Genomic DNA, 15,721 nt, shown 5'->3' with positions numbered 1-15,721 from the left:
AATGGGGAGGAAGGAGATCGGCCGGAACCGATTCAAACCGCCTTTCTCCCCTTAAAACTCCCCCACAGTTCTTGTTTACGAGTCTGGTTTTTACTGTTTTAATTGCAGGAATCGCCGGAATCGAACCCTACGGAAGTTCATGAATATCTACGTCGCCAAAAAAGGCCAGCACACCGGACCCTTTACCCCTGATCAACTCAACGACCAGCTCGCCTCCGGGACGCTCAAGCCGACGGCGAAGGCCTGGCACGAAGGGCTGTCCGAGTGGGTTCCCGTGGTGAAGATTGCCGGGGTAACCGCCCCGAAGGCCGGTACCGCCGCCATCCCGGTCTCGACTCCCGCAGCCGCAACCGCTCCGGTTCCCGCGCCCGCCCCGGCCCCCCTCGTGCCGAAGCCGCCCGGCATTCCCGGCGTCCCTGCCGCTCCCATCGCCCCCGGCGCGCCGAAGCCTCCCGCGCCCCCCGCCCCGCCGACGGCGGGGATTCCGACGGCGAAGCCCCTTCCCCCCGGCGTCACCCTGACCCCGGCCCCGGCGAAACCGCTTCCTCCCGGCCTCGCCTCCGCCACCTCGGCCCCGAAGGTTCCCGCCCCCACGGCGGCGATCCCCGTCCCCCCGAAAGCGGCGGCACCCATGCCTCCCACCCCGGCCCCGGCGCCCGCACCGGCGGCCCCGCTCCCGCCGCCCCTGGCGGCAGCCCCGGCGCCCGCTTCCGCTCCGGCTCCGATTGCGGCTCCCGCCCCCGCCCCCATCGCCGCCGCTCCCGCCGCGCCGGCCGCCGTCCCCGCGGAAACGATCCAGCTGAAGAGCGAGCTCACCGCCCTCCACACCGAGACGACGAAGTTCAAGGCCGAGGCCGAAAGCGCGAAGACCGAACTGGGCCGCGTCCGGGCCGAGACCGACACGGTCAAGGCCGAGGCGGGCAAGCTGAAGGTCGAGGTCGACACCATCAAGGCCGAGATCGACAAGCACAAGGCCGAGGCCGAACGCCAGAAAGAGGAAGCCGCGCGCCAGAAGGGCGAGACCGACAAGCTCCGCCTCCGCCTGACCGAGGTCGAGGCGAAGCACGAGGAGCTGGCCAAGGAAAAGGAGCGGATCGGCGTCGACCTCGCCGGGGCGACCGAGAAGGCCAAGCTCCTGGAGGCCGACTTCCTCAAGGCGAAGGCCCGCGCCGAGGAGTCCGAGAAGGACGCCGCCACCGCGAAGGGGACCCTCGCCGCCGCCGAAAGCGAAATCGAGAGCGTCAAGGCGAAGACCGGCGCCATCGAGGCGCAGCTCGCCAAGACCGTCCAGGAAAAGGCCGCCCTCGGCGACGAGATCCGCCAGCTTTCCGTCCGCCTCGGCGAGGCCAACGCGGAGCTCGACAAGTCCCGCGCCAAGATCAACGACCTCCAGAAGACCATTTCCGACAACGTCGAGGCCCACCAGCGGGCGACGGCGCTCCTCGACGAGCAGATCAAGCGCGGCCAGGAAAAGGCCGTCTCCCTCGGCGCCGACCTCGACCAGCACCGCGAGAAGATCGCCTCCCTCCAGGGGCAGCTCTCCGCCGCCACCGAGGCCGCCACGAAGGAAAAGACCGCCCTCAGCGACGAGAACCGCCTCCTGAAGAACAGCCTCACCGACATGGTGACCGATTCCTCCAAGTTCCGGGCGAAGATCACCGAGCTCGAGACGAAGCTCGAGGACGCCGTCCAGTCGAACGTCGCCGAGCAGAAGGCGTGGACGCGCGAGCAGAAGGCCCTCAAGAGCCGCCTCGAATTCGCCGTCACCGACGCCGACCAGCTCCGCGCGAAGGTCTCGACCCTCCAGGGGGACATCGCCGACGTCAGCCAGGCCGCCACCGACGCCCACAAGGAGCTCTCCGGCCAGAATAAGACCCTCAAGACCCGCCTCGTCAGCGTCACCACCCTCATCGCCGACCTCTCCGAAGTCCTCACCGTCAAGGACATCAACGACATCCCCCTCCGCCTCCGCCGCGCCGTCGACGAGACCGCCGAGGGAGCCGAGGGCGAAGAGGGTGCCGCCGAAGGCGAGGAAGGCTACGCCGAAGGCGAATACGCCGCCGAAGAGGCCGCGCCCGAAGAGCAGGCGTAAGCCGCCCCCCTCGTCGGAATCAGAGCGTGCCGCGCCGGCGTTCCAGCTCGGCGCGGACTTCGCCCATCCGTTGGCGCGTCAGGGGATACTTCCAGATGAAGAGGAGGGAGACCCCCCACAGGAGGACGGGCAGGGTGAGATAGAGCCACCGCATCCGCTGGAGGACCTCGCCCGGCTGCTCGGCCCAGGCCGCGTGGAAGCCGGAGAGCTGGATGAGGAGGCCGCCGAGCCCCGCCGCGCCGGTGAGGGCCGCCTTCATGAACCACGAGTAAAAGGCGTTGAGCGAGCCCTCGCGCCGCCGCGCGCTGTGCAGCTCGTCGTAGTCGGAGACGTCGCCCTTCATCGAGGGGAGGAAGAGCCAGACCGCCGAGATGACCATCGAGCTGAAGACGCCGGGGACGAGCTGGAGATAGGGCAGCCCGGGACGGAGGCAGAGAAGGTTGAGGAGGTGGCCCGCCATGCTTCCCGAGAGGAGGATCGCCAGGACGGTCTTCTTGTCGAGCCGCTCGCTCACCCACGTCCAGAAGGGGATGGCCAGAATGCCGGTGAGGAAGGTGACGCTCGAGATCCACCCGCCGACGACCGAGGCGTGGGCCAGCTTCCCGCCGTTGACGTAATAGATGTTGATGTACTGGCCGAGGGTCCCCGCCGCGCCGCTGCCGAGGACGAGGAAGAAGGAGATGCCGATGAGGAGCCAGAGGGGGCCGCAGCGGGCCGATTCCCGGACGCTCTGGAGGAAGGGGTCCTTCGCCTGGTGCCGCGTCTCGGCGAGGTAATAACGCTCCTTCACGAAGAGGGCGGGGACGATCCCGGCGAGGAGGATCGCCGCCGCGATATAGCCGCTGCAGGAGCGGACGCCGTTCACGATGTCGGGCTTCCCCGTGGCCGGATCGGCGAACCAGGCGGAGGTGACGAGGGCGAGGGCCCAGCCCGCGAGGAGGCCCGAGAACTTGCTGAAGAGGGACATCCAGGCGGTCAGCCGGGTCCGCTCGTCGTAGTTCGGGGTCAGCTCCAGCTGGAGGCTGTAGTAGGGCATCGACCACGCGCTGAAGCCGGTATAGAAGGCCATGCCGACGACGATGAGGAAGGCGATCCTCCCGTGCTCGCCGAGGCCCTCGGGGAGCCGCCAGATGAAGAGGGAGAGGGCGGCGGTGGCGACCGAGCCGACGACCATGAAGGGGCGGCGGCGGCCCCAGCGGGTCCGTGCGTTGTCGGAGAAATTCCCCATCACCGGATCGACGAAGGCGTCCCAGCCGCGCAGCACCATGAGGACCACGCCGAGGAGGGCCGGGCTGATCCCGAGGCCGATGTTGAAGTAGGGGAGCCAGAGAACCGAGGTGATGAGCCCGGTCGAGAAGAAGTCCATCGTCCCGCCCGCGCTGAACATGATTTTCTGCAGCAGCGGAATCCGGTCGCCCGGCGGGATCTCGGGGGAGGAAGACATCAAGGAAGGACGAAGGGAAACACGGAACCGGGGCCGGGCTTAAACGGCCGCCCCGACTTCAGCCCCGGCCAAACTTTCGACCTCCGAGGGGAGGGGCGGGAGATAGGCCCCGGCGCGGCGGAGCCGCTCCCGGAGGGCGCCGACATCGACCTGCCGGACGCGCCCCTCGCGGAGCCGGGCCGCCTCGGCGGCGGCGGCCCCCGCCGCCTCGCCCATGGCGAGGCAGACCGGCATGACGCGGACGCTCCCCTGGACGATCTGCTCGCACGAGATGGAGCGGCCCGCGACGAGGACGTTCTCCAGCCCCTGCGGGACGAGGGAACGGTAGGGGATGCCGTGGGACTCGCCCTTGCCGTAGCGGAGGCAGTTCGCGTCCCAGTTCTCGTGCTCCTCGGGATTGAGGGCGATCTCGTCCTTCGCCCAATGGACGTCGATGAAGTAGGCGTTGCGGCAGATCTCGTCGTCGAAGGCGCGGCGGGCGACGTAGTCGTCGAGCGTCAGCTCGTAGTCGCCGACGATGCGGCGGGTCTCCCGGATCCCCATGAGGGAGCCGGTGTTCGCCAGGAAGGCGTTGCCGAAGGCGGCGGGGAAGAACTCGGCGAGGGCGTCGCGGAATTGCGCGGCCATCCGCCGCCCCTGGACGAGGGCGCGGGAGACGGTCTCGGGCCGGGTGCCGTCGACGTCCCAGAGATGGCCCGCGTTGAAGCCGACGGTGTCGGGCCCGATGAGGGAGACGCAGATGTGGGCGTCGGGGATGAGGGGATATTTCCCCGATTTGAGGATCGCGAAGATCGGGCTCTCCGGGTTCGAGGCGTGGAGGGCGGGGCCTTGCTGCAGGGCCGCGATATCGACGTTGGAGAGGGAGAAGCAGTGGGTGGCGGGCATCAGCTTCTTCCCCTTCGCGTCGCCCTTGTGGAACGGGACGCCGCCCCAGGCGCAGAGGTCGGCGTCGCCCGTGGCGTCGATGTAGACCTTGGCGCGGAGGGCGGTGAGGCCCCCCTTGTTCGCGACGACGAGGGCGTCGATCTTCTCCCCCTTCCGCTCCACCGAGGCGAGCATCGTGTTGAAGCGGACCTCGGCCCCCGCCTCGGTGACGAGCTCGTCGTAGATGCGCTTCAGCCGCTCCGGGTCGATGGGGACCCAGTTGACATCGTCCTGCTTGGAATAGGGGAGGCCCCGCTTGCTCGCCTCGAAGACCTTCCCGGCGATGCCGCGATAGACGATCCGCTCGCCGTCGCCGAAGGGAGTCCACGCGGGGACGAGGGCCGAGGTGCCCATGCCGCCGAGGCTCCCCGTCGCCTCGAGGAGGAGCGTCTTCGCTCCGTCGCGGGCCGCCGCCGCCGCCGCCGCGCACCCGGCGGGACCGCCCCCGGCGACGATGACATCCCAGGCCCCCTCCAGCGGGATGGGGCGGGCCGGAAGCGAATAGGAGAACGGGGCGGCAGACATGGTTCCAGTGTGCGCCCCCCCGCCGCCCCGGAGCGAGATCAAGGAGCGTCGGAATTTTCGCAAAAGGTTGTCAATTCCGCGCATGGAGACGGCGGAAGTTCGATTCCCCTACGGCGAGTAGGTGAACACCCGCCCCGTCAGCGGATCGATCTGCACCGTGACGAAATTCGCCGGGAGGTTCCCCTCCCGGATCGGCGCGTGATCGAGGACGAGGGTCAGGAAGACGTTCGTCGAGCCCAGCCCCTGGAGCGAGCCGTCCGGGGCGAAGAAGAGCGAGGTGTAGCGGTAGTTCAGCCCGACCTCGGGAAGCCGGAAGGTCCCGCCCGCGGCCCCCTGGAGGAGGGGCGACGCCGTCGGGTCGGGGCTTCCCTTCGCGGGCCGGGGAAAGAAGGCGACCTTGTCGAGGACGTTGGTCGTCGCGCCGTCGATGGTGAAGAGCTGCATCGCCCGGAAGGTCGACGGGCCGGCCTGCGCCAGCTCGCCGTAGCCGGGGAGCTCGTAGAAGCGGACCTCGACGCCGAGGCCCCGGGACAGGGCGGTCTGGCGGGCGAGGTTGAGCTCGGCGACGACAATCTGCTTCGACGAGGCGAGGCTCGAGGCCGCCTGGGCCGAATGGAAGGCGGGGAGGGAGAAGAAGGCGAGAAGGCTGACCAGGGCGACGACGACCATCACCTCGACGAGGGAAAAGGCCGTCGCGGCAGCGCCGCCGAAAAAGCGAGGGGCACCTGATTGGCGTGGCCTGGGAGGCAAGGCGCGGGAAGGGCGGGCGAGGCAGGGCATGAGGCTATTGGGGGAACGATTTCGCCTCGACGATGCGGAAGCGGTAGAACTGGCTCAGCGGGGTCTTCACCGCCGTGTTGGTGTAGTCGGGGATCTGCTTGTTGGCCGGATCGACGTACCGCTCGACGACGCGGGAGCCGCGATACTCGGCGGTGACGGTGTCGACCCCCTCGCGCCACTTCGCCGGGTCGGCGGAGGCCCCGGCGGCCTGCTTCAGCGCCTGGACGCGGAGGTGGACGGTGAAGGTGTTCGATTTCGTGGTGAGGCGCGGATAGAGGTCGGCGTAGGGCTTCTCCCGGCTGTTGTCGCCGGTGAGGGCGTGGTTCTCCCAGTAGGTCTGCATCGTGGTGCCGCCGTAGGCCGCGCCGGTGTCGTTCGGGACGAGGTCGAGGGCGCAGATCTCGCTCGCGGAACGGAAGAGGTCGTTCGCGGCGAAGCGGGCCTGGAAGCCCTTCAGCGTCTCGTCGGCGTTGATGTCGAAGCGGAAGTCGGAAACGGTGTATTTCCGGACCGCGCCCGCGGTGTAGAGCTGCTTGTAGACGGCGAGGTCGACGACGCCCGGCCCGAGGCCCGCGTACTTGTTCGCGACGGCGAGCATCCGCTCCGACTTCAGCACGGCCCGGACGCCGGTGTCCCGGTTGATGTAGGTGAAGGGGAGGATCTGGTAGTTCATGTTGACCCGCCCGTCGGTGGAGAGGGGCTCCGTGATGGCGTAGGGCTCGATGACGGGCATCGTGAAGAGGTCGAGGAGGAGGTGGTCCATCGGGGCCTGCGCTCCCTTGTGCTTTCCCGTCGGGTCCCGATGGAACAGGAGGGTCTGCCATGGCTGGGGCGCGTTGCCGACGGCGCTCGCGATCACCCCGGTCGGCAGGGAGCCGAACATGACCGCCGAGGGCATCAGCCGGTTCGCCGAGAAGAAGCGGGTCCCGTCGACGAGGTTCGTCCGGACGTTGTTCGGGAAGTAGGAGGGGCTGTCGTTCGTCGCCTCGTCGGGCCGGTTGATGTAGGCCCCGTCGGGGACGTTGCCCGTGCCGTTGTCCCAGTCGCCGGGAGGATTCCCGGTCGTGAAGGAAGCCGTGCTCCCCGCGGTGGAGCCGTTGAGGCCGGGCGGCGTCCCGTCCGGGGTGATGGAGACGGTCCAGCCCGGCTTCGCCCCGCTGTAGGTCGGCTTGTTCGTGTTGTTGTAGCGGCGCGGGGGGAGGGAGGAGGGGTTGGCGACGTTGCTGCTGTTGGCGTAGCCGGTGGCGGAGACGGGGGCGAGGAGGCCGATGGAGGCGCCGTTGTAGTCGGTGCCGTCGGGCTCCTTGAAGCTGTGGGCCTGCGCCTGCTTGCCCCAATCGGGGTGGGCGACGAAGAGCTGCGAGCCCTCGGCGGCGGAGACGGTCTGCAGGCCCGCGACGAGGCGGTAATCGCCCGAAGGGCTTTGGATGGTCTGGAGGACGTCGTTCTGGGTGAAGGTGAAGATGTCGCCGCGCGGATCGCCGCCGAAGCTCGACTGGCTGAGGCGGGAGCTCATCTCGTTCGGGTAGTAGTTGACGCCCGACATCTGGAACGACGTCTGCACGGGGATCGTGGTGGGGATCTCGGCGGCCAGGCTCGGGACCGGGAAATCGCCCGCCGGGAAGGTGAGGTTGATCGTCTGGACGATGGTCGAGGTCCCCGCGAGGTTCGAGGAAAGATCGACCTTCACCGTCCCGCCCTTGAAGTGGATCACGCCGCCGTTCGCCGCGTCGGGGAATTCGGTGAGATGGGTCGAGTCGAGCTTCGTGACGAGGGGGCTCCCGCTCCCGCCGTAGGGATAGAAGCGGAGGAGGCGGAAGCCGAGGGTGCCGCCCCAATAGCGCATCACGGCGGAGGTGCCGGAATTGCCCGCCGCGTTCAGGGTGCCGGAGCCGAACATCGACCCGTAGTCCCAGGTCAGGTTCGGGGTCACGGCGAGGTTGACGTCGGTGTAGAGGCCGGGATAGCCCTGGCCGGGATCGAAGAGCTGGAAGACGAGGGCCGCCTGGACGCGGATCTTGCCCGTGGCGGGCGCGGCCCAGGTCGCGGCGGTGGTGAGGTGCTTCGGGTCCTCGGCGGCGATGAAGAAGAGGCCGGCCTTCGCGAGGGTGGGGAAGCGGCCGAAGCCCTTCGTGTCGGTCTTGGAATCGTAGGTCGGGACGACCTGGCCGGAGGCGGCGGCCGGCGGCCTGGGGGTGAAGGTCTTGAAGGAGCCGGTGGTCCCCTTCGAGGTGTCGCAGAGGTTGACGCAGCGGATGTAGTCGAAGATCTCGGTGAGGATCTGGTCGATCTCGGTCCCCTTGGTGTTCGAGGCGCTGTATTTGTCGGAGAGCTTGCCGACGAAGCCGGGGATCGACTTGCCGCAGAGGAAGCGGAGGTAGCCCAGGACGGAGCGGTTCTGGTCGAGGTCGAGCTCGTTCGGGCTCTTCCAGTCGGAACGGGTGAAGTAGTAGGGGACCTGGTTGACGGTCGCCGCGTTGGCGACGAGGCGGTCGAAAGGGGTCCGGCTGTCGTCGTCGGTGGCGTGGGGAGCCACTGGACGGGGAACGGGGCGCGGTTGACGATGGCGGCGGCGGGATCGACGGGGGGCGCGGTGACCTTGAACCCGGCGGGGGCGATGTTCGACCCTCCCGTGGGGAAGGTGTAGGCCCCGGTCGAATCCTTCACGAGGGCGCCGTCGAGGATCGGGTAGCGGTCGATCCCGCCGATGTGGACGGGGGCGTTGAGGTCGGTGTAGTAGGCGGTGTCGGCGTACCAGTTCTTCATCGCCTGGAGATCGGCGGCGGGATCGACCGCGCCGGTGCCGACCATCGCGGCGGCGGAGTAGAGCTTGTAATATTTGACGAGGGAACCGGCGGTGTCGTAGGTGCGGACCATCCCGGGCTGGCTCGCCCAGGCGAGGTCGTTCCCCTTCGCGTCGACTCCCCGCGTGGCGTCGACGAGCTCGGCCTCGAGGAGGTTCACCGCCGTCTGGGAGAGGAGGGCGACGCGGCCGCCCTCGGCGTAGGTGGCCGAGCTCCGCATCTCCGACCCGCCGCCGGAGAGGAAGGCGAGGATCAGCGCCGCGATGAAGACGAGGCTTCCCAGCACGACGAGGAGGGCGACCCCGCGCGGCGGCTTCCGGCCTCCCTGCGAAAACGGTCCGTTCATGTTCAGCCGCTCCATTTGGCCCCCTGGATGACCACTTTGGAACGGAAAAAGCGGTGGGTCAACGGAATGCGGTTCCCGGCGCGGTTCCCGTCGGCGGCGTTGAGGATGGCGTCGAGGGCGGCGATGTCGGCCTCGAGGGTGGCCGGGGTCTTGAAGAGGAGGTTCTGCCCCAGCTCGGGCGCATGGCCGGTGGTGCAGACCTTCTGCGCGGAGACCTCGTCGATCGCCGCCATGAAGACCTCGACGACGGGGGGGAGCTGGTTCTGGTAGGCGGAGGCGGCCGAGGAACTGCGGGAATCGTAGTCGTAACCGCTCGAGACCGAGGTGGCCGCCGAGGTGCTGGTCGCCCCCATCCCGCCCTCCGTCGGATTCTCCGGGACGATGACGAGGGCGACGACGTTGGCGGCGAACTGGCGGGAATCGGCGAGGGCGAGCGCGATCCACTTCTTGTCGGCGGGATGGGCGTAGATCGCGAGGGACTCCGAGGGCTGGAGGACCTGGTGGAGGCGGAAGCGGTAGGGATTCGAGCGGGCGCCGAGGATCGTGTCGAGGAAGGCCGGGCGGAGGGAGTTGCGGGAGTAGTCGAGGTAGAATCCGCAGACGTTGAGGAGGCCGTTGAGCGGGGCGTCGGCGCTGTCCGAGGTGTAGCCGAGCGGGGCCTGGAAGAAGACGGCGTGGCCGAGCTGCCCGGCCACCCCCGTCGCCGCGGCGCTGCCGGAGACGAATTGGAGGTCGGAGGCGCGGCCGTAACCGGTGGGGACGGAGCCGCCGTAGGTGACCTCGCTGTAGGTGTTCAGCGTCGCCCCGGAAAGGGCGCGGGTCACCGCCTCGAAGGCGGCGCGGGCGTCCTGGAACGACTCGATGCGGGCGACGGAGGAGGTCCAGGCGCGGCTCGTCGCGTTGATGATCCCGAGGATGAGGACCATGATGATCAGGAGGACCCCCATCCCGACCATCACCTCGACGAGGGTGAAGGCCGACCGGAGGGGGCGGGGAGGAAGGCCGGGATGACGCGACGCCCGCAGACGCGCGTCCCGGCGGGGACCCGTCATGGAAAGGCTACTGCCCATTGTTCGCGACGAGGACGGTGTAATGGCGGACCTGTCCGGGACTGGCCGTGCTGGTGATGTCGATGGTGGCGAGGGTGCCCGCCGCCGTGTCGAGGGTTTCGGCCCCCTTCACATTGCTCAATCCGTTGCGAAAGGAAAGGGAGGCCGTGTAGACGCGGCCCGAGGCCGAGGTGACGGGGAGGCCCTGGACGTCGTAGAAATAGTCGACGGGGGCGAGGTCGCTGTATTTCTTCAGGCCGAGGTCGGCGGTGATGCCCTGGACGATCTGGGCCTCGACGGTCAGCTTCATCGCCTTCTGGAAGGAGCCGAGGCCGACGGGGATGAGCGCCAGGAGGCTGACCATCGCGAAGCTCACGATCCCGAGCGAGAGGGCGACCTCGATGAGGCTGAAGCCCCGCTCGGTAAAACGAAAACCTTTCGCGCGATTCGACATGATTGCAATTATTGCCAAACCGGGGGGCCTTTGCGAATCCCGACCCGTTTGACAGTCAACCTAAAAACACTCAAGGCAGCACCAGGGAAAACCCCCCGTTTGACTGTCCACCCACCCGGCCTTGGATTTCGACCCGAAACCTGCGAGAGTGGACCGTCCATGCAAGCGTCCGCACGCCCCGCGTCTCCCCTCTCTCCGCTCCGGCGCGGCCTCGGCGCGGCCCTTCTCCTCGCTTCGCCCTTTTTCCCGCTCCTCCCCGCCCGCGCCGCGCTCGACGCCTTCGGCCAGCCCGTTGCGGGCGCCTGGCCGGGGAAGGTCGCGACCGAGGCCGAGCTCCGCGCCGACATCGGGGCCGACCGCGCCTATCACGACGCCCTCGCCTCCCGCGCCCGCCCGACCCTCGACGCCTTCGGCGGCCTGCCCGGGAGCGGCGCGAAGCTCGGCCTCGCCGCCAACGGCTTCTTCCACACGGAGAAAAAGGGGAACCGCTGGCTCCTCGTCGATCCGCTGGGGAACGCCTACTTCCACCTCGGCGTCTGCGGCGTCGCCATCGGCGACACCTACACCGTGACGAAGGGCCGCGAGGGCGACTTCGCGTGGCTCCCCCCGGCCGACGGAGCCGATCGCTACCCGTCGGCCTGGCGCGAGGGCAACCCCGGCGTCTTCTCCTTCTACCTCGCCAACGAGATCCGCAAGTTCGACCACCCCCACGATCCCGCCGAGTTCGAGGTGCGGATGATCGACTGGCTCCGCCAGTGGGGCTTCAACGCGATCGGCGCGTTCTCCCCGCTTCCTCCCGCCGTCCAGGCGCAGGCGATGCCCTACGTCGCCCACCTCCCGCTCGATCCCGGCACGGCGGGCATCCCCGCCCTCCCCGGCATCCCGGGCGCGTGGGATCCCTTCGAGGCGGCGAACCGGGAACGGATCGACCGCTCCTTCGCGAAGTCGGTCGCCGCGCGGAGGGACGATCCCCTCCTCGTCGGCTGGTTCCTCGCGAACGAGCCGCTCTACGAGGACCTCCCGAAGGTCATCCCCGCGCTGAAGGCCGACCACGCCTGCAAGCGGGAACTCGTCGCCTTCCTGCGGGAGAAGTACGGAACCCTCGCCGCCTTCAACGCCGCGTGGGGGATGGCAGCCCCCTCGTTCGACGCCCTCGGCGACACCGCCCTCCCCGCCTCGACCCGCGCCGCCTTCGACGACCTTCACGCCTTCACGGGCCGCTTCGAGGAGGCCTACTACCGCCTCGTCGCCGAGACGTTCCACCGGTACGACAGCCGCCACCTCCTCCTCGGCAGCCGCTTCCAGCCCGGGACGATCAACGACGAGCAACTCTGCCGGATCGCCGGGAAGTACGTCGACGTGATGTCGTTCAACTACTACACCGACGCCGTCGACGGCGACCTGCTGAAGCGGATCGCCGGGTGGGCCGGGAAGCCGCTCCTGCTGAGCGAATTCTACTGGGCCTCCGACGCCGACTCGGGCCTCTCCGGCGGCCGCTCCGTCTCAAGCCAGCGGGAGCGCGGCCTCGCCTACCGGAACTACGTCGAGCAGGCCGCCGCGCTCGGCTGCGTCGTCGGGGTCGAATGGTTCCAGCTGATCGACGAGGCGGCCTCGGGCCGCTGGTTCGAGGGGCCCGGCGGCGAGCGGGCGAACTGCGGCCTCCTCGGCGTCACCGGCCGCCCCTACAAGGAGGCCCTCGCCCCCATGATCGAGACGAACGACGCGATCTACGCCGTCTGGCTCGACGGGAAGAAACCGTTCGCCTTCGACAACCCGCGCTTCTCGACCGCGGGAGGCGACACCAAGACGACGACCGCCCCCCGCGCCACCGGTCCCGTCCGCGTCGACGGGACGACGAAAAACTGGCCCGGCATCCCGCCCGAGATCGTCCCCGCGAGCCGCCTCGTCCAGGGCGTCGTCGTGAACGGCCAGACCTTCGCCGCCACCTTCAAGCTCTGCTGGGACGACGCGAACCTCTATCTCCTCGCCGACGTGACCGACCCGACGCCGATGCGGAACGGCTACGGCCAGAAAGGGGCCGCGCTCTGGCTCGGCGACGGCCTCGAGATCTTCCTCGGCACCGAGGAGGTCGGCGCGGGCGGCCCCCTCCGCTTCACCGACCGCCACCTCCTCGTCGGCGCGACGGGGCCGGGGAAGGCCGCCGTCCACTTCGCGGGCCGGACGGCGGAGCAGCAGACCCCCGTCGAGGCCGTCGTCGTCCCGGGCGGGAGCGGCTGCACCATCGAGGCGGCGATCCCGTGGGCCGCCCTCGGCCTCGCCTCCCCGCCCCGGCCCGGCATCGAATTCCGCTTCGACCTCGGCGTCAACGACAGCGCCGACGGCAGGAACCGCCGCGCCCAGCTCATGTGGAACGGCACCGACAAGAACTCCGGCGACCGCACCCGCTGGGGCCGACTGAAACTCCTTCCCTGATCCTCCTCGATTTTCCCAAACCACCCACCCCGCCAGACATGACCTCCCCCTCCTCTCCCTTCCCTCCCGACTTCACCTGGGGCGCCGCCGCCGCCGCCTATCAGATCGAGGGCGCGTGGAACGAGGACGGCAAGGGGCCCTCGATCTGGGACGCCTTCTCCCGCGAGCCGGGCAAGACCTACCTCGGCCACACCGGCGAGGTCGCCTGCGACCACTACCGCCGCTACCCCGAGGACGTCGCACTGATGAAGGAGATCGGCCTCCAGTCCTACCGCCTCTCGGTGAGCTGGCCCCGCGTCCTCCCGCAGGGGAAGGGCGCGGCCAACGAGAAGGGCCTCGCCTTCTACGACCGCCTCGTCGACACGATCCTCGACGCCGGGATCACGCCGTGGGTCACCCTCTTCCATTGGGACTACCCCCTCGCCCTCCACGAGCAGGGCGGCTGGCTCAACCCCGACAGCCCGAAGTGGATGGGCGACTTCGCCGCCCTCGTCGCCGCCCGCCTCGGCGACCGCGTCGCCCACTGGATGACCCTAAACGAGCCCCAGTGCTTCCTCAATCTCGGCTACAGCTCGGCCAACCACGCCCCCGGCTACCGCTACGCGCTCCCCCGCCTCGGCAAGGCCTACCGCCACGTCCTTCTCGGCCACGGCGCGGCGGTCGACGCGATCCGCGCCCACAGCCCCCGGGGGGCCGCGTCGAAGATCGGCCTCGCCCTCCACGGCAGCGCCCGCATGCCGCTCGACGAGACGAACCCCGCCGACATCGAGGCGGCGCGGAAGAACTACTTCGACCTCATCCCCGGCGCGTTCTGGGGCCAGAGCGTCTGGGCCGATCCGCTCTACCTCGGCAAGGAGCCCGAAGGAGTCGCCGCCGTCTACGGCCCCGACTGGCCCGGCCTCTCCGACGCCGACCTCCGGGCGATCGCCCGCCCGATCGACTTCATCGGGATCAACTGCTACGGCGGGAGCTACGTGAAGGCGGGGGAAAACGGCAAGCCGGAGGAGATCCCCTACGCCGACGGCAGCGCCACCGGCCAACTCGACTGGCTCCAGGTCACCCCCGACGCCCTCTATTGGACGGCGCGGTTCCAGACGGAGCGGTACGGCCAGGGACAGATCCCCTTCGTCGTCACCGAGAACGGCATCTGCAACCTCGACTGGCCCTCCCTCGACGGCAAAGTCCACGACCCCCAGCGGATCGACTTCCTCCACCGCTACCTCCAGGGCCTCAAGCGGGCGGCCTTCGAAGGGATCCCCCTCGGCGGCTACTTCGAGTGGTCGATCCTCGACAACTTCGAGTGGGCCGAAGGCTACAAGGCCCGCTTCGGACTGATCCACGTCGACTACGCCACGCAGAAGCGGACCGTGAAAGACTCCGGCTACTGGTACCGAGACGTGATCCGCAGCCACGGAGCCACCCTTTAACCGCCCCCCCTCCTTCTCCCAATGGGAGTCTGGGCGTATGGGTTCCGTCTCCCCCCGCAATCCGTACCCTCGGACGTACCGGAACCATCCAATTTTAATCCAGTGAAGAGACGAGGCGCCGCCAAAGCGCGTCCGCCTAGCTAAGGCCCTCCGAAGGGGAGGTTCGAGGAGGGGCGAAGCCCCTCTTGGGCTATAAAGCGGATCGCCTCCACCTGTACAGGGCCGACCCCGCAAGTCCCGAAGGGCCGCTCCCCCCCCGCTCCCCCCTACTGCCCCGGCAGCGCAAACAACTCCACATACTTCGCCGCCGCCAGCGGGAACTGGGTCTTCTTGTCGTTGTTCGGATTCGGGCAAAGCTGGTGGTCCCCGTCGGGCGCGCCCACGTCGAAGTAGCAGTGGAAGAAGACGTTGTTCGCCGGGTCGTGGATGAAGCGGAACATCTGCTCGATGAAGTAGGCGTTGTCCATGCCGCCGTGCTTGTCCTGGCGCTGGCAGACGCCCCACTCGGGGATGGCGAGGGGCTTGCCGTGGTCGGCGGCGAATTTCTTCCAGTACGGGAGGCCCATCTTCCCGAGGCTGTTCGTCGTGGTCTCCCACGTCTTCTGCTGCCGCGCCGCGAGGGTCGCCGCGTCGGCCCCTTCGGGGAAGGGATAGGTCTCCTTCTGCCACGACTGGTCGTAGACGTCGACGCCGACGTAGTCGACCACGTCGTCGCCGGGCCACGCCTTCTCCGGGGAGTAGGGCCACCACGGCTCCATCGCCGGGTTCCAGCAGAACTTCAGGTTCTCCGCGCCGGGGACGGCCCGCATCGTCGTGACGATCTGCTTGAAGTAGGCGGCGAAGTTGAGCGCCTCGGGCTCCTTCTGCGCGCGCCACTGGTACCAGCCGCCGTTGAATTCCCAGCCAAGGCGGAGGATCGTGTCGCCCAGGTGCTGCTTCACCAGGTTCTCGGCGAGGTGCTGGAAGTAGACATTGTATGTTCCCTTCGCCCCCTCGGCGAGGGAGACGGCGACGCCCGCGCCGGGACCCGCCTTCGGCCCCTTGCCGTCCCACGGTCCGACGAGGAGCGGGACGCTGAGGACGAGGCGGCGGCCCGCCTGCTTCTGCACCCAACCCTTCCACGTGCCGAGCTGCCATTCCTGGCCCTCGACCTTGTCCCACGATTCGCTCGGCATGAAGTCCTCGGCCCACATCACCTTCCGGTTCAGCCACGGCCCGTAGGCGTCGTAGAGCCCCTTGCCGACGCCGCCCTGGCCCCAGCGGTAGACGGCGAAGTAGGGCGGCGCCGTGTTGTCGTTGACCGGGAGGAGGCCGCCTGCCGCCGGAGCGGGGGCCGCCTCCTGCGCCCGCGCCGGGACGGCGAGGAGGAAGAGGGAAAGGAGGGGGAGAAGGCGGCGGAGGTGCATCGGGTGGGGGGAGGTTATCACAAGGCTAGCATCGACG

At 69.0% G+C, this 15,721-nt stretch carries 10 protein-coding genes; 3 read left to right on the top strand and 7 right to left on the bottom strand.

Features of this window, described 5'->3' with window-relative positions:
• Window positions 1–139: 139 nt before the first annotated feature.
• Window positions 140–2,092, top strand: a complete 1,953-nt coding sequence (locus BLU04_RS05020) for a GYF domain-containing protein (protein ID WP_093283015.1) — start codon at window positions 140–142, stop codon at window positions 2,090–2,092.
• A gap of 19 nt (window positions 2,093–2,111) precedes the next feature.
• On the opposite strand, the gene BLU04_RS05015 is transcribed toward BLU04_RS05020, so the two are convergent.
• From BLU04_RS05015 to vccB, 6 genes are all read right to left on the bottom strand, one after another.
• Window positions 2,112–3,536 carry an MFS transporter gene (locus BLU04_RS05015; RefSeq protein ID WP_093283013.1) on the bottom strand — a complete coding sequence of 475 codons (1,425 nt, stop codon included), beginning with the start codon at window positions 3,534–3,536 and terminating at the stop codon, window positions 2,112–2,114.
• Between the two features lie 39 nt (window positions 3,537–3,575).
• On the bottom strand, window positions 3,576–4,985 hold the full coding sequence (locus BLU04_RS05010) for an FAD-dependent oxidoreductase (RefSeq protein WP_093283010.1): 1,410 nt from the start codon (window positions 4,983–4,985) through the stop codon (window positions 3,576–3,578).
• Window positions 4,986–5,093: 108 nt separating this feature from the next.
• Window positions 5,094–5,735 (bottom strand): Verru_Chthon cassette protein D, encoded by a 642-nt coding sequence (vccD, locus tag BLU04_RS05005; protein ID WP_157895136.1) that lies wholly within the window; start codon window positions 5,733–5,735, stop codon window positions 5,094–5,096.
• A 34-nt stretch (window positions 5,736–5,769) separates the two neighbouring features.
• Window positions 5,770–8,523 (bottom strand): Verru_Chthon cassette protein A, encoded by a 2,754-nt coding sequence (gene vccA / locus BLU04_RS05000; RefSeq protein ID WP_255360068.1) that lies wholly within the window; start codon window positions 8,521–8,523, stop codon window positions 5,770–5,772.
• A 394-nt stretch (window positions 8,524–8,917) separates the two neighbouring features.
• On the bottom strand, window positions 8,918–9,967 hold the full coding sequence (locus BLU04_RS04995; protein ID WP_093283003.1) for a hypothetical protein: 1,050 nt from the start codon (window positions 9,965–9,967) through the stop codon (window positions 8,918–8,920).
• A 7-nt stretch (window positions 9,968–9,974) separates the two neighbouring features.
• The gene (vccB, locus tag BLU04_RS04990) at window positions 9,975–10,418 is read right to left on the bottom strand and encodes a Verru_Chthon cassette protein B (RefSeq protein ID WP_093282999.1); all 444 of its coding nucleotides are present in this window, start codon (window positions 10,416–10,418) and stop codon (window positions 9,975–9,977) included.
• A gap of 159 nt (window positions 10,419–10,577) precedes the next feature.
• Between vccB and BLU04_RS04985 the strand changes: the two genes are divergently transcribed.
• Both BLU04_RS04985 and BLU04_RS04980 read left to right on the top strand, forming a co-directional pair.
• Complete coding sequence (locus BLU04_RS04985) at window positions 10,578–12,851, top strand: sugar-binding protein (RefSeq protein WP_093282996.1); 2,274 nt, start codon at window positions 10,578–10,580, stop codon at window positions 12,849–12,851.
• Between the two features lie 38 nt (window positions 12,852–12,889).
• Window positions 12,890–14,278 carry a GH1 family beta-glucosidase gene (locus tag BLU04_RS04980; protein WP_093282994.1) on the top strand — a complete coding sequence of 463 codons (1,389 nt, stop codon included), beginning with the start codon at window positions 12,890–12,892 and terminating at the stop codon, window positions 14,276–14,278.
• A gap of 266 nt (window positions 14,279–14,544) precedes the next feature.
• Here the strand turns inward: BLU04_RS04980 and BLU04_RS04975 are convergent, their stop codons facing one another.
• A complete protein-coding gene (locus BLU04_RS04975; protein ID WP_093282991.1) occupies window positions 14,545–15,684 on the bottom strand; it encodes a glycosyl hydrolase in 1,140 nt (379 codons plus the stop codon).
• Window positions 15,685–15,721 lie beyond the last annotated feature (37 nt).

The organism is Verrucomicrobium sp. GAS474, from assembly GCF_900105685.1.
Classification (GTDB): domain Bacteria; phylum Verrucomicrobiota; class Verrucomicrobiia; order Methylacidiphilales; family GAS474; genus GAS474.
The sequence above is the reverse complement of the archived record's forward strand: the minus strand, read 5'-3'. Positions and strand labels throughout refer to the sequence as shown.

Excerpts from the sequence above, each read along its gene's own strand:
- BLU04_RS05015 (WP_093283013.1), bottom strand. The coding sequence starts at position 3,536 with ATGTCTTCCTCCCCCGAGATCCCGCCGGGCGACCGGATTCCGCTGCTG.
- BLU04_RS04980 (WP_093282994.1), top strand. The coding sequence starts at position 12,890 with ATGACCTCCCCCTCCTCTCCCTTCCCTCCCGACTTCACCTGGGGCGCC.
- BLU04_RS05010 (WP_093283010.1), bottom strand. The coding sequence starts at position 4,985 with ATGTCTGCCGCCCCGTTCTCCTATTCGCTTCCGGCCCGCCCCATCCCG.
- BLU04_RS04995 (WP_093283003.1), bottom strand. The coding sequence starts at position 9,967 with ATGACGGGTCCCCGCCGGGACGCGCGTCTGCGGGCGTCGCGTCATCCC.
- BLU04_RS05020 (WP_093283015.1), top strand. The coding sequence starts at position 140 with ATGAATATCTACGTCGCCAAAAAAGGCCAGCACACCGGACCCTTTACC.
- BLU04_RS04975 (WP_093282991.1), bottom strand. The coding sequence starts at position 15,684 with ATGCACCTCCGCCGCCTTCTCCCCCTCCTTTCCCTCTTCCTCCTCGCC.
- vccB (WP_093282999.1), bottom strand. The coding sequence starts at position 10,418 with ATGTCGAATCGCGCGAAAGGTTTTCGTTTTACCGAGCGGGGCTTCAGC.
- BLU04_RS04985 (WP_093282996.1), top strand. The coding sequence starts at position 10,578 with ATGCAAGCGTCCGCACGCCCCGCGTCTCCCCTCTCTCCGCTCCGGCGC.